This window comes from Cupriavidus sp. GW822-FHT06G04, assembly GCF_058799075.1.
The window spans coordinates 194,404-217,389 of the sequence record NZ_JBXALD010000011.1 but is presented as its reverse complement, the minus strand read 5'-3'; the positions used below and the strand labels follow the sequence as shown (position 1 = coordinate 217,389).

Genomic DNA, 22,986 nt, shown 5'->3' with positions numbered 1-22,986 from the left:
ATTAGTAGTGCAAAAGTAAAAGATCAAGTGACCGCACTTGGCTTTGCCGCACTGCAACGTGTCTCTAGAATTCGATGCATTCAATCGTGTACAGCCCCATTCAGTCCCTGGCGTTTATAGAGTCCATAGATGAACAAGATCCGCGCGGTCGTTTTCGATGCCTATGGCACGCTGTTCGACGTGTATTCCGTCACGGCGCGCGCGGAGCAATTGTTTCCGGGCAAGGGCGAAGCGCTGGCGCTGCTGTGGCGCGAACGCCAGATCGATTATTCGCGGCTGCGCTCGCTGGCCGCGCCGGACGGGGCGCGCTACAAGCCGTTCTGGGACATCACGATCGACGCGCTGCGTTATGCGGCGGACCGGCTGGCGCTGGACCTCGACGAAGCGTCGCAGGCTCACTTGCTCAAGGAATATGCGTGCCTGTCGGCGTTCCCCGAAAACCTCGCGGCGCTCAAGCGCCTGCGTCGTGCGAATCTGCCGCTGGGCATCCTGTCCAATGGCAATCCGGAGATGCTGGACATCGCGGTCAAGAGCGCAGGCATGCACGGGTTGTTCGACCATGTGCTGTCGGTCGATGCGGTGCGCCAGTACAAGACCGCGCCGGCCGCGTATGCGCTGGGACCGCAAGCGTTCCGGCTGCCGGTCGCCGAGATCCTGTTCGTCTCGTCGAACTGCTGGGATGCATGCGGCGCCACGTGGTTCGGCTACACCACTTTCTGGATCAATCGTGCCGGCCACCCGGCGGAGCGCCTCGACGTGGCGCCCACCGGCACCGGGCACGACATGAACGACCTGCTTGCTTTCGTTGCCGCCTCGGGCGCAACGGTCTGACAAGCGTGGTCATCCCCTCACACACCATCGCACATACAGGAGAAGACTGATGGCTATCACGCTGCCCGCGGGCATGAAGATTACCGGCGAGATCCTGCCGGCTTACGAAGACATCCTCACGCCGGAAGCCCTGGCCCTGGTCGACAAGCTGCACCGCGCCTTCGAGCCGCGTCGTCAGGAACTGCTGGCTGCGCGCGTGGCGCGCGCCAAGCGCCTGGACGCCGGCGAGATTCCCGATTTCCTGCCGGAAACCAAGGCCATTCGCGAAGGCGACTGGAAGGTGGCGCCGGTGCCCAAGGCGCTGGAATGCCGCCGCGTGGAAATCACCGGCCCGGTCGAAGCCAAGATGGTGATCAACGCCTTCAATTCGGGCGCTGACAGCTACATGACCGACTTCGAGGACTCGAACACCCCGAACTGGCACAACCAGATGCAGGGGCAGGTCAACCTGAAGGCGGCGGTGCGCCGCACGCTGACGCTGGACAGCAACGGCAAGCACTACAAGCTCAACGACAAGATCGCCACGCTGCAGGTGCGTCCGCGCGGCTGGCATCTCGACGAAAAGCATGTCACGATCGACGGCAAGCGCATTTCGGGCGGCATTTTCGACTTCGCGCTGTTCCTGTTCCATAACGCCAAGGAACAGATCGCCCGCGGCGCCGGCCCGTTCTTCTACCTGCCGAAGATGGAAAGCCATCTGGAAGCGCGCCTGTGGAACGACATCTTCGTGATGGCGCAGAACGAGATTGGCCTGCCGCAAGGCACGATCAAGGCGACCGTGCTGATCGAGACGATCCTCGCCGCGTTCGAAATGGAAGAAATCCTGTACGAACTGCGCGACCACAGCGCGGGCCTGAACGCCGGCCGCTGGGACTACATCTTCTCGTGCATCAAGAAGTTCAAGGTGGACAAGAACTTCTGCCTGGCCGACCGCGCCAAGGTGACGATGACCTCGCCGTTCATGCGCGCCTACGCGCTGCTGCTGTTGAAGACCTGCCACAAGCGCGGTGCTCCGGCCATCGGCGGCATGAGCGCGCTGATCCCGATCAAGAACGATCCGGAGAAGAACGCGATCGCCATGCAGGGCATCATCGGCGACAAGCGCCGCGACGCCACCGATGGCTATGACGGCGGCTGGGTGGCTCACCCGGGGCTGGTCGAGCCGGCGATGAAGGAATTCGTGGCCGTGCTGGGCGACAAGCCCAACCAGTTCGAGAAGCAACGCCCGGACGTCGAAGTCAAGGCGGCCGATCTGCTCGACTTCAAGCCCGAAGCGCCGATCACCGAAGCTGGCCTGCGCATGAACATCAACGTCGGCATCCACTACCTGGGCGCCTGGCTGGCCGGCAACGGCTGCGTGCCGATTCACAACCTGATGGAAGATGCGGCCACCGCCGAGATCTCGCGTTCGCAGGTCTGGCAATGGATCCGTTCGCCGAAGGGCAAGCTCGAAGACGGCCGCAAGGTGACCGCCGAGCTGGTGCGCGGCCTGATCCCGGAAGAACTGGCCAAGGTGAAGGAAGTGGTCGGTGGCGACACGAAGACCTACGATCGCGCCGCGCAGATTTTCGAGCAGATGTCGACTTCGGAAGACTTTGCCGAATTCCTGACGCTGCCGCTGTACGAGGAAGTCTGAGCGTCGCTCGTTGTTCCGGCGTCCGCCAGCAAAAAACCCCATGGCCAAAACCATGGGGTTTTTTGTTGATACCGATTCAGACCGGTCGCGAGCCCGGCGCGTCGTATCCGCCGGACTTCCATTCTATGAAGCACAAGCCATGGCCGAATGGATCGGACAGGCGGGCCTGGCGGCCCCATGGGAAATCCTGCGGCCAGTCTTCCAGTTCCGCGCCGGCGCCAAGCGCCTGTTCGATGGCGGGTTCGAGCGCCGCGACCACGAAGTCCAGGTGCACGGGCGTCCAATGCCGCGTGTAGTCGCGCCGCGTGTCGCTGCGCGTGGTGGCCAGCGAGCCGGCCGCCTTGGCCAGCAGATAGATCGGCGCGCATGCGCCATGCATCTCGGCCACCGTGCCGTCGAACAGCTTGCGGTGAAGCCGCAGCCCCAGCCCTGCCTCGTAAAAGCCGATGCCGCGTTCGAGGTCATCGACGTCGATGTTGATCAACAACTCCATGCCTGCCTCCTGAGCGTTCTCCGGCGCGCGCCCGCGGAGCCGCTCCTGACGGCTCCTGACGACTGGTGACGACTGGTGACGACTACTGACGCACTTGCACACACCGGGCCAGCATTCTGCGCGCCCGCTCCTGACATATTTTGTCAGCAGTGATGACGGACGCCGCGCCCATGTCGGCGACGCAGCCTCGCGCGGGAGGGCCCATAATATGCAAATTCACGATTGGGAGAGTCAAGTTGCGTTTCGAACACCTGGTGGAGATCAATGACCCAGGCAACCCGGCGCTGGAGCCGTTGTCGGCCGACCAGCTCTGGCAAGGCCTTGTATTGCGGGCGGAATCGCCGGAACTCTTCATGCTGGGCCTCGACAGCGCGGAAATTGTCGACCGCGGCGACGGCTGGATCGAACGGGTGTTGCATTTTGGCAAGGCCCATGTGCGCGATCGCGTGGTGTACGAGCCGCGACAGGCCGTGCGCTACGAATCGGCCGCCACGGCCGAGCACGCAGGCGGCACGCTCGAAATGATCATCGAGACGCCCGCGCCCGGCGCGTTGCTGGTGCGCTTTATCTATCAGACGACCATGCCGGCGGTCGATGCCAGCGGTGACGACCGCTATGCCGAGATCGTCAAGTCCGCATACCACGAGGCCGATCTCGACACCGTGCGCAAGATCCGTGAAATCGCGCTGACGGGCAGGCTAGGGTGACGCGGCCGTCCACTGCGCCGGCACGTACCGGCAGCGGGGATGCGGCAGGCAGGGCGGACAGAAGCGGCGGGCCGGACGAGCCTGACGACAAGCCCGGCAAGTCCGGTGACAAGCGCGGCGGCCCCACGCGCGCGACGCTGCGCGCCCGCTATGGCGACCGCCTGCGCTGGCTGATTCTGGTGACGCTGATGCTCGGGACGATGTCTTCGATCATGTCGTCGACGATCGTCAACGTGGCCGTTCCCGATCTGAGCCGCCATTTCCATCTGGGACAGGAACGCGCCCAGTGGGTCGCCGCCAGTTTCATGATTGCCATGACGCTGTCGATGCTGCTGACGCCATGGCTGCTCAACCGCTACGGGCTGCGACGCACGTTTATCGGCTCGTTGCTGTTACTGGGCCTGGGCGGCTTCGTCGGCGGATTTTCTCCGACCTTCGGCGTGATGCTGGCCATGCGCGTGGCAGAAGGCATCGCCGCCGGCATCATGCAGCCGTTGCCCAATATCTTCATCCTGCGCGTGTTCGAGGAGCGCGAGCAGGGCAAGGCGTTATCGCTGTTCGGCTTCGGCGTGGTGCTGGCGCCCGCCATCGGCCCCAGCGTGGGCGGCTTTCTGGTGGAAACCTTCGGCTGGCGCTCGATCTTTTTCGTCGTGGTGCCGTTGACGCTGATCGGCCTGTGGATGGGCCGGCGCTTCATGGCTGTGGATTCCGCGATGATGGGCGAGCGCAAGCCGCTGGACTGGCGTGGGCTGGCGCTGGTGGGCGTCGCCACGGTGAGTCTGCTCAACGGACTGGTCGCCATGCGCGAGAGCCTTGGCGAAGGGCTGGGCCTGGCCGCCTTCGGCGTGGCGATGCTGGTCGCCTTCGTTGCCTGGCAACTGCGCGCGGCCGATCCGCTGATGAACATGCGGCTTTACAGCTACCGACAGTTTGCCGCCGGCGCCGTGGTGGCATTCATCTACGGCGCGGGTTTGTTCGGATCCACCTACCTGCTGCCCGTTTACATGCAGACGGCGCTGTCTTATACGCCGTCGGCGGCCGGCATCGTGCTGATGCCCGCGGGCATCGCGCTCGCGCTCACGATTGCAGCGGCGGGGCGCCTGACCAGCCGGGTGCCGCCCCATCGACAGGTGTCGTTTGGCCTGGTACTGCTGGCCGGGTCATTCCTGCTGATGGCGACTGTGTCGACGGTCACGCCCTATCTTCTGCTGGTGCTTTACGCAATCGTTGGCCGCATCGGCCTGGGTTGCATCCTGCCGTCGCTGACGCTGGGTTCGATGCGCGGCGTGGATTTTTCTCTGATCGCGCAGGGGTCTAGCTGCATCAACTTCCTGCGGCAGCTTGGCGGGGCGATTGGCGTGGGGCTGGCTGGCGTGGGTTTGCAGTGGCGGCTGGCCGAACATGGGGCAGTGCTCGGCACGGGCGGTGATGCGGCGGCCCAGGCCGCGCGCATTCACGCATTCGACGAGACGTTCCTGGCGGTCGGTCTGGTGATTGCCACCGCGATTCTGGCCGCGTGGCGCATTCGCCCGCGGCCGGTTCCGGCGGCCTGAGGCTCAGCTGGCGCGACCTGCCAGCAGGTCGCCCACCAGCTCGATGTATTTCTGCTTGGCATCGTCCTGGCTGGTGCCCTTGAGCGCTTCCCACGCTTCGAACTTGTAGCGGCCGACGAAATCAGTCATGCCGGGCTTGTCGCCGTGCGCGTCGCCCTCGGCGCCTTGCTTGTACAGCGCGTAAAGGCGCAGCAGCGTCATGTTGTTGGGGCGCTCGGTCAGGGTCTTGACGTCAATTTGAGCCTGGTCGAATTGGGCCTGCAGGTCGCTCATGGTGTCTCCGGGGTGGCAGTTTGTCGATAACAGTTGCGGATGATATAGGGCGGCGCCGTCCGTATCGGACAAAAAAATCCGAAGAAGCTCTCGGTCGGCGGCGCGCTGGCCTTTGCCGCGCGAGGCGTTTGGCGCGCACGGCCATCGCCAGTACAGCTTTGCGCGTGAGAGCGGATACAATCGCTGCCATGTCCTGGATTCTTGCTGTCGAGACCTCCACAGAGTGGTGTTCCGTTGCACTCGGGCGTGCCGTTTCCGGCGGCGCCGTCGAGTGTTTTTTCCGTCATGAGCATACTGGTGCGCGCTCGTCGTCGCGCGTGCTGCCTGCCGCCGGCGAGGTGCTGGCCGAAGCCGGCATTCGTCTGGCCGATTGCGCCGCGATCGCGTTTGGCGCGGGCCCCGGATCTTTCACCGGCCTGCGCACGGCGTGCGGCGTGGCACAGGGTCTGGCCTTCGGCGCGGATCTCCCCGTCATTCCCGTCAATGTCTTGATGGCCTGCGCCGAAAGTGCGCGTACCGCCACGCCCGGTCTGCCGGCCGGCGCGTCGGTGCTGGTCGGACTCGATGCGCGCATGGACGAAGTCTATGCCGCGGCGTTCCGCTGGGACGAAGGCCGCGGCGATTGGTCGATGGAAGGGGCGATGCATGTCGGCGCGCCCGAGGCAATTGTTGCGCCCGCCGGGCCTTACTGGCTGGCCGGCAATGCGGCAGCCGTGTTCGGCGAGCGCCTGGCGGTAGCCGCGCAGGCGGCGCGGATTCTGCCGGACGCGTTGCCCGACGCCCGCGCGATGGTGTCGATCGGCGTGCGAGCGCTGGCGCGCGGCGAGACCATCGACGCGGCCCAGGCCATGCCGATCTACGTGCGCGATAAGGTCGCGCAGACTATCGTCGAGCGCGAAGCCGTCGCGGCGGCCAAGGCTGCAGCCGCCGCCACCGCAGCAAAGGCCATGGAAGCGGCCCCGGGCCGGGGAGATGCCGCGTGAGCGCCGCGCCGGAGCGATTCGCCAATACGCTGGCGTGGCCCGATGTGCCAGAGATGCCGACGCTGGCGCCAGGTTGGCAACTGCATCAGATGAGTGCGCTGGATCTGCAAGCGGTGGCCGAGATCGAACAGCGTGCGTACAGCCATCCGTGGACGCGCGGCAATTTCGAGAACTCGCTCAAGGCGGGGCACTTCGGCCTGACGCTGCGCGATCCGGCGGCGGTGCTGGTCGGGTACGTCATGCTGATGCCGGTGGTCGACGAAATGCACCTGCTCAATATCACGGTCGATCCGGTCTACCAGCGGCAAGGCTATGGGCGCCTGTTGCTGGCCGTGGCGCTGGCCACCTCGCATGCGCAGCATCTGCATACCATGCTGCTGGAAGTGCGCCCGTCGAACACCGGCGCGCTTGCGCTGTATGCCGAAGCTGGATTCGTCGAAATCGGCCGACGCAAGCACTACTATCCGGCCACTGCAACGGGACGCGAAGACGCCCTGGTGCTGCGGCGCGTCTGGTCGGATGCCCATGAGGGGGATCCGGTATGAATCGCCGCGTCATGTTTCTGGAAGCGCTGGGCATCACGACCGAGTGGCTGCCGCGCGGGCTTAACGACGCGCAAGCCGATTCGCATGCCGATGCCGCGTCCGATCCGGCGCACGGCGTTGCGCCGCAAGCGGGCACGACCAGCGCCACGCCAGCGCGTGATCTTGCCGCACCCGCCATGGTCGAACAGTCCGCGCCGGCACAGCCCGCCACGGCCCATGCCGCAGGCGATGTCAGGACAAATCCAGTCGCCGACGCGATGGTCGATGCCGATGCCGCAGCCGCGGCAGCTCACGTGGCCGATGTAGCGCGGATGGCCGAAGCGTTTGATGCGCCTCCGCCGCTTGATCCCGCGCGCGCTGTCGCGCCGGCGCCGCGTCAATCCTCGCCGGCGCAGCAATCGCGCGAGGCGTCCATTGCGCAGATGCCGTGGACGGAACTGGCGCAGAGCGTGGCCGGTTGCACCGCTTGCGGCCTGTGCGAAACGCGCACGAATACCGTGTTCGGCGTCGGCGATATGAATGCCGAATGGATGCTCGTCGGCGAGGCGCCCGGCGAGAACGAGGATCTCCAGGGCGAGCCGTTCGTCGGCCAGGCCGGCAAGCTGCTCGACAACATGCTGGCTTCACTCGGCATGGCGCGCGGGCGCAATGTCTACATCGCCAACGTGCTCAAGTGCCGGCCGCCTGGCAATCGCAATCCCGAACCGGACGAGGTAGCGCAATGCGAGCCATACCTGAAGCGGCAAATTGCGCTGATCAAGCCGAAGGTGATCGTGGTGCTGGGCCGGTTTGCCGCGCAATCGCTGTTACGGTCCACCACGCCGATCGGCAAGCTGCGCGGCGCGGTGCACCAGTACGAAGGCATTCCGGTCGTGGTGACCTATCACCCGGCCTATCTGCTGCGCACGACGACCGACAAGGCGCGCGCGTGGGAAGACCTCTGTCTGGCGCGCGAGGTACATGAACGTGCGGGAGCTCAAGCCTGATCCTGTCCAGATGGCGTGCCCCGGCGGGCCACCAGCCACCGCCGGCGTAGCGCCTGCCGACGCGCCGCCGCTTTGGCGCAGCGCCGCGTCCCAGCGCACGCGCGACCTGGCGTGGTGCTCGCTGTCGCCGCAGTTGCTTTCCAGTCTGCCTCCCGGCGTGCAGCACGACGACGTGCGGCTGGCGCGTCTGCCAGCCGGCGTCGCCAGCGACTGGACCTCGTGGCTGGCCCATGCCGATCCCGCGACGTTGCCCGAGACCATTGCGGAACTGAGCGGCCATCCCGACCCCACCGCCAGCCGCAGCCTGCGGCTGGGCCGCCATGCCGAACGGCTGCTGCATTTTGCGTTTACCCGGATGCCTGGCATCGAACTGCTGGCCGCCAATGTGCCGATCCGCCGCGCCAATGGCCACGGCGTGCAGACGCTGGGCGAACTGGACCTGATCTGGCGCGAGCCCGCTTCGCGCCAGATCGTGCACTGGGAAATGGCCGCGAAGTTCTACCTAATGGCCGATGCAGTGCCTGACCGGCGCGCGTTCGTCGGGCCGAATCTGGTCGATCGCCTGGGCGACAAGCTCGATCACATCCTCCATCGACAATTGCCGCTGGGCCGCACGGCCGAGGCGCGCGCAATGCTCGGGCACACCATCGACCGCAGCGAAATCTATCTGCTCGGCTGGCTGTTCTATCGCGACGGAGAGATCCCGGCCGGTCTCGATGCGCTGGGCATCGCGGCTGATCATCTGCACGGCTGGTGGTCGAACCTCGATGCCTGGATGGCGCGAGCAGCCGCTGCCGACGGCGCTGCGGTGCGGTGGTATCGGCTGCCGCGCGCGGACTGGCTGTCCGGCGCCCGGGTGGCGGAGTCGCAGACCGAATCGGCTGCATCGCTGCATGCGGCGTTGATACGCCGCTTCGCCGATCCCGAGCATGCGTGGCGGCGCGAATCGCCGGTGATGGTTTGCGAACTGGAGCCCGCCGACGAACCAGGCTTCTGGCAGGAGCGTTCGCGCGGATTTATCGTGCCGTTGGACTGGGAGGCGCGGGCGCGGCTGCGCACGCGCTGACGGGCCGGGACGGCGCCGCCATCAAGAGGGTGTGAGCAAGGGATAAGCGGCCAGCGCAGTGCGGCCGGTTGGCAATCGAGGCGGCACCGAGGCCGCCGGATGCCGCTGGCGGGCTAGTGGTGCTTGTCTTCGCCGATCATCGCCAGCGAGTTATGGATTTTGACGTTGTGCTTGTGCAGTCGCATGACCAGCGCCATGGTGACGCAGATGAACAGACCCAGCGCGACGATCACGAAGCCGATCGGAATGTTCAGCTTGATCATCAGTGCGTACAGGCACAGCATCAGCAGCACGGAAACATTCTCGTTGAAGTTTTGCACCGCAATCGAGTGGCCCGCCGACAGCAGCACGTGGCCCCGGTGTTGCAGCAGAGCGTTCATCGGCACCACGAAATAGCCCGACATCGCACCGACGATCATCAGGAACACATACGCGATGGCCATGTAGAGCGGCATGTGCATGCCCAGCACATCGAGCGTCACCGCGGGCATGGTGTCCTTGGTATAGAACGCCATCAGCATGACCGTGGCGCCCATCGCGACCCCGAATGGCAGCACGGACAGCGACTTGCGCAGCGGAATGCGCGCGGCGGCCATGATCGCGCCGACCGCCACGCCCACGGCCACCACGGCCTGCAGCAGTGCGCCTTGCGACAGATTCAGGCCCAGCGATTTTTCCGCCCACTTGAGGACGATGAACTGCAGCGTGGCGCCGACGCCCCAAAACAACGTGGTGACAGCCAGCGAGATCTGGCCCAGCTTGTCGCGCCACAGCGCGATGAAGCAGTCGCCGAATTCGGCAATCAGCTTGATCGGGTTCTTTTCCTGTTGCGGATAGCGGGCACCGGTATCGGGAATGAACAGGTTGAAGACCGAGGCGATGAAATAGAACAGCATGATCACCACCATCGCTGCTTCGGCCGGCGTGTTGATGCCCGTATCGATATAGGGCAGGTCGAAGCGCAGCAACAGCGACGAAATGTGCACGGAGATCAGCGCACCGCCAACCACCGTACCCAGGATGATCGACCCGACCGTCAGGCCTTCGATCCAGCCGTTGGCCATCACGAGTTTTTCGGGCGGCAGCAATTCGGTCAGGATGCCGTACTTGGCCGGCGAGTAGGCCGCCGCGCCGAAGCCCACGATGCCGTAGGCCAATAACGGGTGCAACCCGAACATCATGATGGCGCACCCGACGATCTTGATCGCATTGGTGATCAACATCACCTTGCCCTTGGGCATCGAATCGGCGAAGGCCCCCACAAATGCCGCAAGCACCACATACGACAGCACGAAGAACAGCTTGAGCAGCGGTGTCATCCACTGCGGGGAGTGCAACTCGGTCAGAAGGGCAATGGCCGCGATGAGCAGGGCATTGTCGGCCAGCGACGAGAAGAACTGCGCGGCCATGATCGTGTAGAAACCCTTCTTCATACTGTCGACTTTGTCTCCATCGCGGATGTCCGTGTGGACGGGCAAAAGCGCGCCGGCGGGCAGCGTCGCGGCTTGCAGGGAACCTGCTGCGCCGGCCTTGTCAAACTGGGGCTGCTGCGCAACTTTCGCGCGCCTTGCGGCTTGCCTCGCCGTCATTGACATATTGCTTCTCTTTTAAAACATGGCCGGAGCGTCCGGCTTTATATCACGAAACTGCGACGATTCAGCACACTGGCAAACGCGGATTGGACACAATGTCGCTCAATGGATTCCCGGAATCTTCGCTTTAATGTGGTCAAATATCGCCTGCGAGAAAGTCGCCCGGACGATGCCGGCCGCCGGTTGTCCCAGATGCCCGCTACCGCACAGTCCGTGCCATCTCAACGCTCAAATTCTGCGGGTTGCCGACCGGGTCTTCCCTGATCTGGTGCAGCGCCGGGCGATCTCCCGCCAGGCAATCCGCCCAAGTCGTCATATTTCATGCCCAGACCCATTCACGCCGTCATCCACCAGCCCGCGCTGGCCAACAACCTTGAGGTGGTGCGCCGCCACGCGCCAAACGCCCGCGTCTGGGCGGTAGTCAAGGCCAACGCCTATGGGCACGGCATTCGCCGCGCGTTCGCCGGCCTCAAGGCTACGGACGGTTTCGGCCTGCTAGACCTCAGCGAAGCCGTGCTGCTGCGCGAGCTGGGATGGCAGGGCCCGATCCTGCTGCTGGAAGGATTTTTCGATCCGCAGGACATCGCGGTGATCGAGCAATACCGGCTGACCACGGCCGTGCACTGCGAAGAGCAACTGCGCATGCTTGAGCAGGCCCGGCCGAAGGGGCCGCTTGCGATCCAGCTCAAGCTCAATACAGGCATGAACCGGCTTGGCTTCCGTCCGGCGCAATATCGCGCTGCCTGGGAACGGGCCCGCACCATGTCCTGTGTGGGCAGTATCGTCCACATGACGCATTTCTCGGATGCGGATAGCCCGCGCGGCATCGCGCATCAGATCGAGGCGTTCGACGCCGCCACCGCGAATCTGCCGGGCGAAGCCAGCTTGTCGAACTCGGCGGCCGTGCTGTGGCATCCCGGGGCGCATCGCAACTGGGTGCGCCCGGGCGTGATCCTATACGGCGGCTCGCCCACGGGCCTGAGCGCCGATATCGAGCACACCGGGCTGCAGCCGGCCATGTCGCTGCACAGCGAACTGATCGCCATCCAGGATCTGCAGCCCGGCGATACCGTCGGCTACGGCTCGATGTTCACGGCCGACCGCGCGATGCGAATCGGCGTGGTCGCGTGCGGCTATGCCGACGGCTATCCGCGTCACGCGCTGGGCTGGGGCGAGCGGCGCGCACCGGTGCTGGTCGATGGCGTGCGCACCGACCTCGTTGGTCGCGTGTCGATGGACATGATCTGTGTGGACCTGACGCCGTGCCCGAAGGCGAAGATCGGGTCGCCGGTCACGTTGTGGGGCCACGGCCTGCCGATCGACGACGTGGCCGCCGCGAGCGGCACGGTCGGCTACGAGCTGATGTGCGCATTGGCGCCGCGCGTGCCGACCACCGTCGCCACGCTGACCACGGCGGACGACGTCGCCCGCGCCTGATCCGCCTGATCCTCAAGCCGACCCGATCCCGCTCCCATTTCATGGCAAAAACCAAGACTGTCTTTACCTGCACCGAGTGCGGCGGCACCGCGCCGCGCTGGGCCGGCCAGTGTCCCCAGTGCAATGCCTGGAACACGCTGGTCGAAACGGTGGCCGATACGGGCTCGTCGGCCGCGCGCCGCTTCCAGCCGCTCGCGGCGTCCGCGGTGGTGCGCAAGCTGTCCGAGATCGAGGCGGCTGATGTGCCGCGTTTCTCTTCCGGCATCGACGAATTCGACCGCGTGCTCGGCGGCGGCCTGGTCTCGGGGGGGGTGGTGCTGATCGGCGGCGATCCCGGCATCGGCAAGTCGACGCTGTTGCTGCAGGCGCTGGCAAACCTGTCGGCCTCGCGGCGCGTGCTGTATGTCAGCGGCGAGGAATCCGGCGCGCAGATCGCGCTGCGCGCGCAGCGCCTGGGCGTGGAAGCCGCCACGCTCGGCTTGCTGCCCGAAATCCAGCTCGAAAAGATCCAGGCCGCATTGGAATCGGACAAGCCCGAAGTGGCGGTGATCGACTCGATCCAGACGCTCTATTCCGATGCGCTCACGTCCGCGCCGGGGTCGGTGGCGCAGGTGCGCGAATGCGCGGCCCAACTGACGCGCATTGCCAAGAGCAGCGGCATCACGATCATCCTGGTCGGCCATGTCACCAAGGAAGGCAGCCTGGCCGGTCCGCGCGTGCTCGAACATATCGTCGATACCGTGCTGTATTTCGAGGGCGACACGCACTCGTCGCACCGACTGATCCGGGCCTTCAAGAACCGCTTCGGCGCGGTCAACGAACTTGGCGTGTTTGCGATGACCGAGCGCGGGCTGCGCGGCATCAGCAACCCGTCGGCATTGTTTCTGTCGCAGCATGAAGACCAGGTGGCGGGCTCATGCGTGCTGGTAACGCAGGAGGGCACGCGGCCGTTGCTGGTGGAAGTGCAGGCGCTGGTCGACACGGCCAACGTGCCCAATCCGCGCCGGCTGGCCGTGGGGCTGGAACAGAACCGACTGGCGATGCTGCTGGCGGTGCTGCATCGCCACGCCGGCATCGCGTGTTTCGACCAGGATGTGTTTCTGAATGCTGTGGGGGGGGTCAAAATCACGGAGCCTGCGGCCGACCTGGCCGTGCTGTTGTCGATCCACTCGTCGCTGCGCAACAAGCCGCTGCCGCGCGGCCTCGTGGTGTTTGGCGAAGTCGGCCTCGCGGGCGAAATCCGCCCCAGCCCGCGCGGCCAGGAGCGCCTCAAGGAAGCCGCCAAGCTTGGCTTCACGATTGCCGTTATCCCGAAGGCCAACGCGCCCAAGCAGGCGATCGAAGGCCTGCAGGTGATCGCGGTGGATCGGCTCGAACACGCGATCGACCGCGTGCGCAATCTGGACTAGCGCCGACGCCGGCCTTTCGGACTTCGCGCGATGCGTCGCGCAGATTCAGAGGGTGCGGCAATCCGCCACGGCGACAGGTGTGGCGGATTGTTTCGACACTGCCATCGCCGCACGAAAAATCGGTAATAATTCGCGTCGATGCAATCCTTGCCCATGGACCCATGCAAGCCAATTCCCGTGCCTACTTCCTGCTGATCGCCGTCGCCTCGTTTGCGATGCTCGGCGCAGCGCTCTATATGCAGTATGTGGAGGGCCTGCAGCCGTGCCCGCTCTGCATCATGCAACGCTTCGCGTTCCTGGGTATCGGCATCTTCGCGCTGCTGGCGGCGATCGCGCAGAACACGCGCACGCTGTGGCAAGGGCTGGGCATGCTGTCCGGCGTGGCCGGCATTGCGGTGGCGGGCTACCACGTGTCGCTGCTGCTCAACCCCAAGGCGTCGTGCGGAATCGATCCGCTGGAAAACTGGGTTAACGCGCTGCCCACCGCCAAGCTGCTGCCGCAGGTGTTCTACGCGGACGGCCTGTGCACGGCGCCGCTGCCGCCGCTGTTTGGTCTGTCGATCCCGGCCTGGTCGCTGATCTGGCTCGTGATCCTGACCTTCACGCTCGCCATCGGCCTGATCCGGCGCGAGAAACACTATCGCTGAACCGCGCTGCAATAAAAAAATGGCTGACACTTCGATGTCAGCCATTTTGTTTTCAGCGCAGTCTCACGCAATCTGTTCGATCTGTTCCTGCAGTTCCAGCCATCGCTCTTCCAACTGATCGAGTTCGCTGGTGACTTCGCCCTGGCGCTTGAGCATTTCCATCAGCCGGGTCTTGTTGGCGTCTTCGTAGCTGGCCGAGTCGGCCATGAAGGCGTCGATTGCGGTCTTGTCGGCTTGCAGCGTCGCCATGCGCTTTTCCACCTTTTCCAGTTCGCGGGTCAGCGGCTTGCGTAGCACGGACAGCCGTTGGCGTTCGTCCGCCTCGGCGCGGCGCTGGTCCTTGCGGTTGACTGCCGGCGCCGACATATCGGCGGCGTGCGCGGCGGTGGCGGCGTTGCGCTTGGCGGCGGCCTGTTGCAGCAGCCAGTCGCGATAGTCGTCCAGGTCGCCGTCGAACGGACGGATGGTGCCGTCAGCCACCAGCATGAACTGGTCCGACGTGGCGCGCAGCAGATGCCGGTCGTGCGACACCAGGATCAGCGTGCCTTCGAACTGTGCCAGCGCCATGGTCAGTGCCTCGCGCGTGTCCAGGTCCAGGTGGTTGGTCGGCTCGTCCAGCAGCAGCAGATTCGGTTTTTGCCAGACGATCAGCGACAACGCCAGCCGGGCCTTTTCGCCGCCGGAGAACGGCTCGATCGGCGAAGTCGCCATATCGCCGCGGAAGTTGAAGCTGCCCAGGAAATCGCGCAGTTCCTGCTCGCGCACGTCCGGCGCCAGCCGTGCCAGATGCTGCAACGGCGAATCGTGATCGCGCAGTGTTTCCAGCTGGTGCTGGGCAAAGTAGCCGATGACCAGTCCTTTGCCGAGCCGCACGGTGCCGTTGAGCGGCGGCTGGGTGCCGGCCAGCGTTTTCACCAGCGTCGACTTGCCCTGGCCGTTGGCGCCCAGCAGACCGATGCGCTGCCCGTTCTGGATCGAGAGCGCAAGATTGTGCAGGATGGTGACGGGCGGATCGGCTTCGGCGTAGCCGCAGTCCACACCATCGAGCACCATCATCGGATTGGGCGCCGAATCGGGCTCGCGGAACTCGAACGCGAAGCCGGCCGCCACATGCACCGGCGCCAGCCGTTCCATTTTCTCCAGCGCCTTGACGCGGCTCTGCGCCTGGCGCGCCTTAGTGGCCTTGGCCTTGAAGCGCGTGATGAACGATTCCAGATGCGCGATTTCCTTCTGCTGGCGCGAATACGCGGCCTGCTGCTGGGCCATCTGTTGCAGCCGCATGGTTTCGAACTGCGTGTAGTTGCCGCCGTAGCGCTTCAGTTGCTGGTTTTCGATGTGCACAGTGACGTTGCAGATGGCATCGAGAAATTCGCGATCGTGAGAAATCATCACCAGCGTGCCTGGATAGCGCGCCAGCCAGTCTTCCAGCCAGACGATTGCATCGAGATCCAGGTGATTGGTCGGCTCGTCCAGCAGCAACAGATCGGATGGGCACATCAGCGCCTGCGCCAGGTTCAGGCGCATGCGCCAGCCGCCCGAAAACGATGCCACCGGCTGCGACACCTGCGGCAGCGTGAAGCCCAGGCCCAGCAGCAGCGCCTCGGCGCGAGCCGCAGCGGTGTAGCCGTCGGCATCGGCATAGGCCGCATGGGCTTCGCCTTCGGCCGAACCGTCGCCGCTGGCTTGCGCGGCGGCAATGCGGGCCTCGATCTCGCGCAGCCGCGTGTCGCCGTCGATCACATAGTCCACCGCGGTGCGGCCTACCGCCGGCGTCTCCTGCGCCACATGGGCGATGCGCCATTGCGCGGGCACGAACAGGTCGCCGCCATCCGGATGCAGTTCACCGCGCAGCATCGAAAACAACGTCGATTTGCCGCTGCCATTGGCGCCGACAAGGCCCACGCGCTCGCCGGGGTTGAGCGTCACGCTGGTGTGGTCGAACAGCACTTTGGTGCCGCGCTGGAGGACAAGCTGGTCGATTCGTATCACGGAGGAAGGCTTGAAGCTGGAAGACGCCGATTGTTCGGCAGGCCGGCATTGTAGCGCGCCGCTGGCGTGGCAAGGCCTTGCACGGCCCTGCGCCGAAGCCCGGCCCGGCCGGCATGTTCGCGTCCATGTCTTCAGGGATTTCCCCTAAATGGGCACTTTTCGGGTTCCAGGCACATGAATTGCGTGTAAATTTATTTACATAAATTGACGCACTGCGAAAGTGCCTTTTCATCGCCGTTTCCTGGAAATGGTGCCGAAGTGGTGCAACGCATTTTTCCGAACCCACGCTCCGAGCTGCCCCGCATGTCAAACGGCCAGTCGATTTCCGAACGCATTGCACGCGCCTTGCCCACGCTGACGCCGGCGCATCAGCGCATGGCGAACTACGTGCTGGACAACCTGTTCCGCGCGGCCACCATGCGGATCGACGAATTTGCCACGGCCGTCGATGTATCGGTGGCCACGGCCAATCGGTTTGCCAAGGCGCTCGGGTTCGACGGCTATCCGCAATTCCGCGCCGAACTGGTGCGCGGCTTCGAGGCGACGCTGGCGCCCGTGGAACGCCTGCGCGACGAACTGGCGCGTCCGACCACCGTGGCCGAAGTCTTTGCGGCGTCGCTGGACGAGGGCGCCCGCAATCTGGAATCGACGCGCCGCAGCCTCGACCCGGAATCGATCGAACGCGCGGTCGACGCGATCCTGAGCGCGCAGCGTGTGTACGTGATGGGCTTTGGCGCCAGCGGTTTTTTGGCGGGTCTGATGCAGCACGGACTGGAGATGCATTGCCATATGGTGACGTCGGTTTCCACCGTCGGCGGCGCCTCGCACGCGGCACGCCAGCTGTTCAAACTGACTGCGCAAGATCTGGTGGTGGTGATTGCCTTTCCGCGCTACGTTACCGATTCGTTGATGCTGGCACAGCGCGTGAAGGATCACGGCGGCCGGTTGCTGGCGTTGACCGATGGTCCGACGTCGCCGCTGGCACCGCTGGCCGATATCGCGCTGTACGCGAACGCGGGCAACCGGCTGTCTGCCAATTCCGATGCCACGGTGCTGGCGTTGATCGAAGCGCTGTGCGGCGCGGTGGCCTATCGCTCGGCGCGCTCGGTGAAGGCCGCCGCCGCAATGACCGAGTTCCTGCTGCCGTGGCTGTACGGCGCGCCCGGTGCGCGCGACGGCCGCGCGGCGCCGAAATCATCCGACTGAATCTGACTGAATCTGACTGAAGTAGAAGGATCTATGCCCCAAGCTGTTATCGCCATTCACGGCGGCGCCGGAACGATTACCCGTGCGGCCATGGACGCGCGGCGCGAGCGCGAATACACCGCCGCGCTGGAGCAGGTGCTGCAAAGCGGCCAGCGCGTGCTGGCCGAGGGCGGCAGCGCGCTCGACGCCGTGACCGAAGCCGTGCGCCTGCTCGAGGACTGCCCGCTGTTCAATGCCGGCAAGGGCGCGGTGCTGACGCACGCCGGCACCTATGAGCTCGATGCCGCGGTGATGGACGGGGCGACGCGCAACGCCGGTGCGGTGGCCTGCGTCAAGCGCCTGCGTAATCCGGTGCTGGCCGCGCGCGCGGTGCTGGAGCACAGCGAGCACGTGCTGTTTGCCGCCGAAGGCGCCGAAGCGTTTGCCCAGGCGCAGGGGCTGGAACTGGTGTCGCCCGACTACTACTTCACACAGGCGCGCCACGATCAATGGCAGCGCGCCCAGGCCGGCACTGGCATGGCGCTGCTCGATCACGACGCCGCCGCGCTGGCGGCCAAAGGCGCCGATCCGCTCGACGCCGACAAGAAGTTCGGCACGGTCGGCGCGGTCGCGTGCGATGCCAATGGCAATCTTGCCGCCGCGACATCGACGGGCGGCGTCACCAACAAGCAGGTGGGACGTGTTGGCGACACCCCGGTGATCGGCGCGGGCTGCTACGCCGACGACATCGCGGCGGTCTCGGCCACCGGCACCGGCGAGATGTTTATTCGCACCGTTGCGGCGTTCGACGTATCGGCGCAAATGCGCTACGCGGGTTTGTCGCTGGAGGAATCGGCGCGCCGCGTGGTGATGGAAAAACTCGTGGCGATCCATGGCCGTGGCGGGCTGATCGCTGTCGACCGGGACGGCAACGTCACGCTGCCGTTCAACACCGAAGGCATGTATCGCGGCGTGGCCCGCGTCGGCGAACCGGTCAACGTCTGGATTTACGGCTGATATGGCGACTACTGTTTCAAGGCAAGGCATCGTGCTGCCCCCCGAGCGGGTGGTGGCGGTAGACAATCTCACCGTGCGCTTCGCCACGTCTGAGCGCACGGTTGAAGCCGTACGCGACCTCTCGTTCCACGTCGATCGCGGCGAGACGCTCGCGGTGGTTGGCGAATCGGGATCGGGCAAGTCGGTCACGTCGCTGGCGTTGATGCGGCTGGTGGAGCATGGCGGCGGCAAGCTCGCCAGCGGCAGCATGCTGCTGCGCCGTCGCGGCGGCGAAGTGCTCGATCTGGCCAAGGCAGGCGAATCGACCTTGCGTACGGTGCGCGGTGCCGACATCGCGATGATCTTCCAGGAGCCGATGACATCGCTGAATCCGGTATTTCCGGTCGGCGAGCAGATCGCGGAATCGATCCGCCTGCATCAGGGCAAGAACAACGCGGCGGCGCGCGCCGAGGCGCTGCGCATGCTCGAATTGGTACGCATCCCCGAGGCACGCCGCGTGCTGGACCGCTATCCGCACCAGTTGTCCGGCGGCATGCGTCAGCGTGTGATGATTGCCATGGCGCTGTCGTGCAAGCCGGCGCTGTTGATCGCCGATGAACCGACCACCGCGCTGGATGTCACGATCCAGGCCGAAATCCTGCAGTTGATCCGCAACCTGCAGGCCGAAATGGATATGGGCGTGGTCTTCATTACGCACGACATGGGCGTGGTGGCCGAGGTAGCCGATCGCGTGCTGGTGATGTATCGCGGCGAGAAAGTCGAGGAGGGCACCTCCGACGACGTGTTCCACGCGCCGGCCCACCCCTATACGCGCGCGCTGCTGTCGGCCGTGCCCAAGCTGGGCGCAATGTCGGGCACCGATCTGCCGGCGCGCTTTCCGCTGGTGCAAATGCGTGACGGCGCGGCGCCGGTCGTGGAGCTGCCGCAGGACACCGTGCCGGCGGGCGCCGAACCGATCCTGCGCGTGCGCGATCTGGTGACGCGATTCGATGTGCCGGGCGGCCTGTTCGGCAAGGTCACGCGTCGCGTACATGCGGTGGAGCGGGTCAGCTTCGATCTCTATCCCGGCGAGACGCTTGCGCTGGTGGGCGAATCGGGCTGCGGCAAATCGACCACGGGCCGCTCGCTGCTGCGTCTGGTCGACGCGCAAAGCGGCACCATCGAGTTCGCCGGTCAGAACATCAGCAAGATGCAGGGCCCGGCGCTGCAGGCGCTGCGCCGCAATATCCAGTTCATCTTCCAGGACCCGTTCGCATCGCTCGATCCGCGCGTGCCGGTCGGTTATTCGATCATGGAGCCGTTGCTGGTGCACAAGGTGGCCAGCGGCAAGGACGCCGAGGCGCGCGTCGCATGGCTGCTCGAAAAAGTCGGCCTTACCGCCGCGCATGCCTCGCGCTATCCGCACGAGTTCTCCGGCGGCCAGCGCCAGCGCATCTGCATTGCGCGCGCGCTCGCGCTGAATCCGAAGGTGGTGGTGGCCGACGAATCGGTGTCCGCGCTCGACGTGTCGATCCAGGCGCAGATTGTCAACCTGATGCTCGATCTGCAGCGCGAACTCGGCGTGGCATTCCTGTTCATCTCGCACGACATGGCGGTGGTGGAGCGCGTCAGCCATCGCGTGGCGGTGATGTACCTGGGCCAAATCGTCGAGATCGGCCCGCGCCGCGCGATCTTCGAGAATCCGCAGCACCCGTACACCCGCAAGCTGATGTCGGCGGTGCCGATCGCCGATCCGGCGCGCCGCCATCTGAAGCGCGAACCGTTGTCCGATGAAATCCCGAGCCCGATCCGCGCGGTCGGCGACGAGCCCGTGGTGCAGCCGCTGGTGGCCGTCGCGGGCAGCGGTGCGCATGGCCATTACGTGGCGCGGCACGCCGTCGGCGGCGCCTACTGATCGATCCGTTTTTGTACCGAAGTACTGAAGTCCCTGTATTCCCTGAGAGGAGAAGAGATGTCCAAGGTTTCTTTCCGGCTGATGGCCGGTGCTGCCGCAGTAGGCGCCGTCGGCATGCTGGCCGCCGCGCCGGCGTTTGCCGCCAAGGATGCGGTGATGGCGGTGTATTCCACCTTCACCACGCTTGATCCGTACGACGCCAACGATACGCTGTCGCAAGCGGCGACCAAGTCGTTCTATCAAGGCCTGTTCGGCTTCGACAAGGATCTGAAGCTGGTCAACGTGCTGGCCGAGAGCTATGAAGTGAGCAAGGACGGTCTGGTCTACACGTTCAAGCTCAAGAAGAACATCAAGTTCCACGACGGCACCACCTTCGATGCCACGGCCGTCAAGGCCAACTTCGACCGCGTGACCGATCCCGCCAACAAGCTCAAGCGCTACACGCTGTTCAACCGCGTGGCCAAGACCGAGGTGGTGGACCCGTACACCGCCCGCGTGACGCTCAAGGAGCCGTTCTCGCCGTTCATCAACGTGCTGGCCCACCCGTCGGCCGTGATGATCAGCCCCACGGCGCTCAAGAAGTACGGCAAGGAAATCGCGTTCCATCCGGTCGGCACCGGCCCGTTCGAGTTCGTCGAGTGGAAGCAGACCGACTACCTGAAGGGCAAGAAATTTGCCGGCTACTGGAAGACCGGCTATCCGAAGATCGACACCATCACGTGGAAGCCGGTGGTCGACAACAACACGCGTTCGGCCGTGATGCAGACCGGCGAAGCGGACTTCGCTTTCAGCATTCCGTTCGAGCAGGCCGCCGTGCTCAAGGCGAGCCCGAAGGTCGACATGATCGACTCGCCTTCGATCATCCAGCGCTACCTGTCGTTCAACACGATGGTCAAGCCGTTCAACGACCCGAAGGTGCGTCAGGCGATCAACTATGCGATCAACAAGGAAGCGCTGACCAAGGTGGCGTTCGCCGGTCATGCGGTGCCGGCCGAAGGCGTGGTGCCGCCGGGCGTCGACTACGCCGAAAAGCTCGGCCCGTGGCCGTACAACCCGGCCAAGGCGCGCGAGCTGCTCAAGGAAGCCGGTTATCCGAACGGGTTCGAGACCACGCTGTGGTCGGCCTATAACCACACCACCGCGCAGAAGGTGATCCAGTTCGTGCAGCAGCAGCTGCAGCAGGTTGGCATCAAGGCGCAGGTGCAGGCGCTCGAAGCCGGCCAGCGCGTGGAGCGCGTGGAAAGCGTGCAGAAGCCCGAGGACGCCGGCGTGCGCATGTATTACGTCGGCTGGTCGTCGTCGACCGGTGAATCGGACTGGGCGCTTCGTCCGCTGCTGGCGTCGGAATCGATGCCGCCCAAGCTGCTGAACACGGCCTACTACAAGAACGATCAGGTCGACGCCGACATCGCCGGCGCGCTGCGCACCACCGATCGCGGCGAAAAGGCCAAGCTCTACAAGGACGCGCAGGAACGCATCTGGAAGGATGCGCCGTGGGCCTTCCTGGTGACCGAGAAGATCCTGTACGCGCGTTCGAAGCGCCTCACCGGCGCCTATGTGATGCCGGACGGCTCGTTCAACTTCGACGAGATCGACATCAAGCAGTAAGCGTGTGTCGCATGCCGCGCTGCGCAAACAAGGCGCGACGCGGTGCCGCTGCCACGGCCGCGCAGGCCGTGGTGGCAACTAGCACTCAGGCAGTGCCATAACAAGCTGTTCAACGATGCGGTAAGCCGTGAGGCCGCCTGCCCGTGTACGCGGGGTGAAAGGGTGGGCGGCCGCCGGTCTCAATTTCTGGTTTTCTGGTGTCAGGATGCTGAATTACTTCCTCAAACGATTTCTGGGCGTAATACCGACGATGCTGATCGTGGCAGTGTTGGTGTTTCTGTTCGTCCATCTGCTGCCTGGCGATCCGGCGCGGCTGGCCGCGGGCCCGGAAGCCGATTCGGCCACTGTCGAGCTGGTGCGCAAGGACCTTGGGCTCGATCTGCCGATGCACGAGCAGTTCGTGCGCTATTTCTCGAACGCGCTGCGGGGGGATTTCGGCATATCGCTGCGCAGCAAGCGCCCGGTTTCCGACGAGATCGGCGAGCGCTTCCTGCCTACGCTCTACCTGACGATTACCTCGATGGTGTGGGCCGTGGTATTCGGCATGGCGGTCGGCATCAGTTCGGCCGTGTGGCGCAACCAATGGCCCGACCGCCTGGGCATGACGCTGGCCGTGTCGGGCATTTCGTTTCCCGCCTTCGCGCTGGGCATGCTGCTGATGGAAGTGTTTTCGGTGCAACTGGGCTGGCTGCCGTCGATCGGCGCCGATAGCTGGAAGCACTACATCCTGCCGTCGCTGACGCTTGGCGCGGCGGTGGCCGCGGTGATGGCGCGTTTCACGCGCGCGTCGTTCATCGAAGTCCTGCAGGAGGATTTCGTGCGCACCGCGCGCGCCAAAGGCGTGCGCGAAACCGTGGTGGTGATCAAGCACACGCTGCGCAACGCGATGATTCCCGTGGTCACGATGATGGGCCTGCAGTTCGGCTTTCTGCTGGGCGGCTCGATCCTGGTCGAGAAAGTGTTCAACTGGCCCGGCCTGGGCCGGCTGCTGGTGGACGCCGTGGAAATGCGCGACTACCCCGTCATCCAGGCCGAAGTGCTGCTGTTTTCGCTCGAATTCATTCTGATCAACCTGGTCGTGGACATGCTCTACACGGTGATCAACCCAACCATCCGCTACAAGTAAGGAGGCCGA

20 protein-coding genes are annotated in these 22,986 nt (G+C 65.0%); 16 read left to right on the top strand and 4 right to left on the bottom strand.

The features are described 5' to 3' along the window. Nucleotides 1-129: 129 nt before the first annotated feature. Both AC1RKI_RS23455 and aceB read left to right on the top strand, forming a co-directional pair. Nucleotides 130-831: a haloacid dehalogenase type II gene (locus tag AC1RKI_RS23455; protein ID WP_150979248.1), complete on the top strand. Its 702-nt coding sequence runs from the start codon at nucleotides 130-132 to the stop codon at nucleotides 829-831. A 49-nt stretch (nucleotides 832-880) separates the two neighbouring features. Further along, the gene (gene aceB, locus AC1RKI_RS23450) at nucleotides 881-2,467 is read left to right on the top strand and encodes a malate synthase A (protein WP_227459349.1); all 1,587 of its coding nucleotides are present in this window, start codon (nucleotides 881-883) and stop codon (nucleotides 2,465-2,467) included. Between the two features lie 76 nt (nucleotides 2,468-2,543). Here aceB and AC1RKI_RS23445 read toward each other — a convergent pair whose 3' ends face one another. Beyond that, nucleotides 2,544-2,960, bottom strand: a complete 417-nt coding sequence (locus AC1RKI_RS23445) for a VOC family protein (protein ID WP_061959395.1) — start codon at nucleotides 2,958-2,960, stop codon at nucleotides 2,544-2,546. 236 nt (nucleotides 2,961-3,196) lie between these two features. Between AC1RKI_RS23445 and AC1RKI_RS23440 the strand changes: the two genes are divergently transcribed. Then, nucleotides 3,197-3,667 (top strand): SRPBCC family protein, encoded by a 471-nt coding sequence (locus AC1RKI_RS23440; protein ID WP_061959396.1) that lies wholly within the window; start codon nucleotides 3,197-3,199, stop codon nucleotides 3,665-3,667. Further along, the gene (locus tag AC1RKI_RS23435; protein ID WP_061959397.1) at nucleotides 3,664-5,220 is read left to right on the top strand and encodes a DHA2 family efflux MFS transporter permease subunit; all 1,557 of its coding nucleotides are present in this window, start codon (nucleotides 3,664-3,666) and stop codon (nucleotides 5,218-5,220) included. The genes AC1RKI_RS23440 and AC1RKI_RS23435 overlap by 4 nt, the downstream gene beginning before the upstream one ends. 3 nt (nucleotides 5,221-5,223) lie before the next feature. Here AC1RKI_RS23435 and AC1RKI_RS23430 read toward each other — a convergent pair whose 3' ends face one another. Continuing rightward, complete coding sequence (locus AC1RKI_RS23430) at nucleotides 5,224-5,493, bottom strand: acyl-CoA-binding protein (RefSeq protein WP_061959398.1); 270 nt, start codon at nucleotides 5,491-5,493, stop codon at nucleotides 5,224-5,226. A gap of 188 nt (nucleotides 5,494-5,681) precedes the next feature. Between AC1RKI_RS23430 and tsaB the strand changes: the two genes are divergently transcribed. Genes tsaB through AC1RKI_RS23410 form a run of 4 tightly spaced genes read left to right on the top strand, consistent with a single transcriptional unit; the run spans nucleotide 5,682 to nucleotide 9,073 of the window. Then, nucleotides 5,682-6,476, top strand: coding sequence for a tRNA (adenosine(37)-N6)-threonylcarbamoyltransferase complex dimerization subunit type 1 TsaB (gene tsaB / locus AC1RKI_RS23425; protein ID WP_492797264.1), 795 nt, complete (start codon nucleotides 5,682-5,684; stop codon nucleotides 6,474-6,476). Between the two features lie 53 nt (nucleotides 6,477-6,529). Then, nucleotides 6,530-7,021, top strand: a complete 492-nt coding sequence (gene rimI, locus AC1RKI_RS23420; protein WP_341248883.1) for a ribosomal protein S18-alanine N-acetyltransferase — start codon at nucleotides 6,530-6,532, stop codon at nucleotides 7,019-7,021. After that, a complete protein-coding gene (locus tag AC1RKI_RS23415; protein WP_492797266.1) occupies nucleotides 7,018-8,007 on the top strand; it encodes a uracil-DNA glycosylase in 990 nt (329 codons plus the stop codon). The genes rimI and AC1RKI_RS23415 overlap by 4 nt, the downstream gene beginning before the upstream one ends. Continuing rightward, nucleotides 7,982-9,073 carry a DUF1853 family protein gene (locus tag AC1RKI_RS23410; protein ID WP_492797268.1) on the top strand — a complete coding sequence of 364 codons (1,092 nt, stop codon included), beginning with the start codon at nucleotides 7,982-7,984 and terminating at the stop codon, nucleotides 9,071-9,073. The genes AC1RKI_RS23415 and AC1RKI_RS23410 overlap by 26 nt, the downstream gene beginning before the upstream one ends. Before the next feature lie 113 nt (nucleotides 9,074-9,186). Here the strand turns inward: AC1RKI_RS23410 and lplT are convergent, their stop codons facing one another. Then, nucleotides 9,187-10,506 (bottom strand): lysophospholipid transporter LplT, encoded by a 1,320-nt coding sequence (lplT, locus tag AC1RKI_RS23405; protein WP_061959413.1) that lies wholly within the window; start codon nucleotides 10,504-10,506, stop codon nucleotides 9,187-9,189. 480 nt (nucleotides 10,507-10,986) lie between these two features. On the opposite strand from lplT, the gene alr reads away from it, so the two are divergent. From alr to AC1RKI_RS23390, 3 genes are all read left to right on the top strand, one after another. Further along, nucleotides 10,987-12,102, top strand: a complete 1,116-nt coding sequence (gene alr, locus AC1RKI_RS23400) for an alanine racemase (RefSeq protein WP_492797270.1) — start codon at nucleotides 10,987-10,989, stop codon at nucleotides 12,100-12,102. A gap of 41 nt (nucleotides 12,103-12,143) precedes the next feature. Then, entirely contained in the window at nucleotides 12,144-13,511 is a 1,368-nt protein-coding gene (gene radA / locus AC1RKI_RS23395; protein WP_061959403.1) for a DNA repair protein RadA, read from the top strand. Between the two features lie 161 nt (nucleotides 13,512-13,672). Further along, nucleotides 13,673-14,158 (top strand): disulfide bond formation protein B, encoded by a 486-nt coding sequence (locus AC1RKI_RS23390; RefSeq protein ID WP_492797272.1) that lies wholly within the window; start codon nucleotides 13,673-13,675, stop codon nucleotides 14,156-14,158. Nucleotides 14,159-14,221: 63 nt separating this feature from the next. Here AC1RKI_RS23390 and AC1RKI_RS23385 read toward each other — a convergent pair whose 3' ends face one another. Next, nucleotides 14,222-16,147, bottom strand: a complete 1,926-nt coding sequence (locus AC1RKI_RS23385) for an ATP-binding cassette domain-containing protein (protein WP_061959405.1) — start codon at nucleotides 16,145-16,147, stop codon at nucleotides 14,222-14,224. Nucleotides 16,148-16,450: 303 nt separating this feature from the next. On the opposite strand from AC1RKI_RS23385, the gene AC1RKI_RS23380 reads away from it, so the two are divergent. From AC1RKI_RS23380 to gsiC, 5 genes are all read left to right on the top strand, one after another. Next, nucleotides 16,451-17,353, top strand: a complete 903-nt coding sequence (locus AC1RKI_RS23380) for a MurR/RpiR family transcriptional regulator (protein ID WP_061959406.1) — start codon at nucleotides 16,451-16,453, stop codon at nucleotides 17,351-17,353. A 33-nt stretch (nucleotides 17,354-17,386) separates the two neighbouring features. Further along, a complete protein-coding gene (locus AC1RKI_RS23375) occupies nucleotides 17,387-18,349 on the top strand; it encodes an isoaspartyl peptidase/L-asparaginase family protein (protein WP_490713248.1) in 963 nt (320 codons plus the stop codon). 1 nt (nucleotide 18,350) lies between these two features. Continuing rightward, complete coding sequence (locus AC1RKI_RS23370; RefSeq protein WP_061959408.1) at nucleotides 18,351-20,243, top strand: dipeptide ABC transporter ATP-binding protein; 1,893 nt, start codon at nucleotides 18,351-18,353, stop codon at nucleotides 20,241-20,243. Nucleotides 20,244-20,300: 57 nt separating this feature from the next. After that, entirely contained in the window at nucleotides 20,301-21,851 is a 1,551-nt protein-coding gene (gene gsiB, locus AC1RKI_RS23365) for a glutathione ABC transporter substrate-binding protein GsiB (protein WP_061959409.1), read from the top strand. A gap of 205 nt (nucleotides 21,852-22,056) precedes the next feature. After that, nucleotides 22,057-22,977 (top strand): glutathione ABC transporter permease GsiC, encoded by a 921-nt coding sequence (gsiC, locus tag AC1RKI_RS23360; protein WP_061959410.1) that lies wholly within the window; start codon nucleotides 22,057-22,059, stop codon nucleotides 22,975-22,977. Nucleotides 22,978-22,986: the final 9 nt, after the last annotated feature.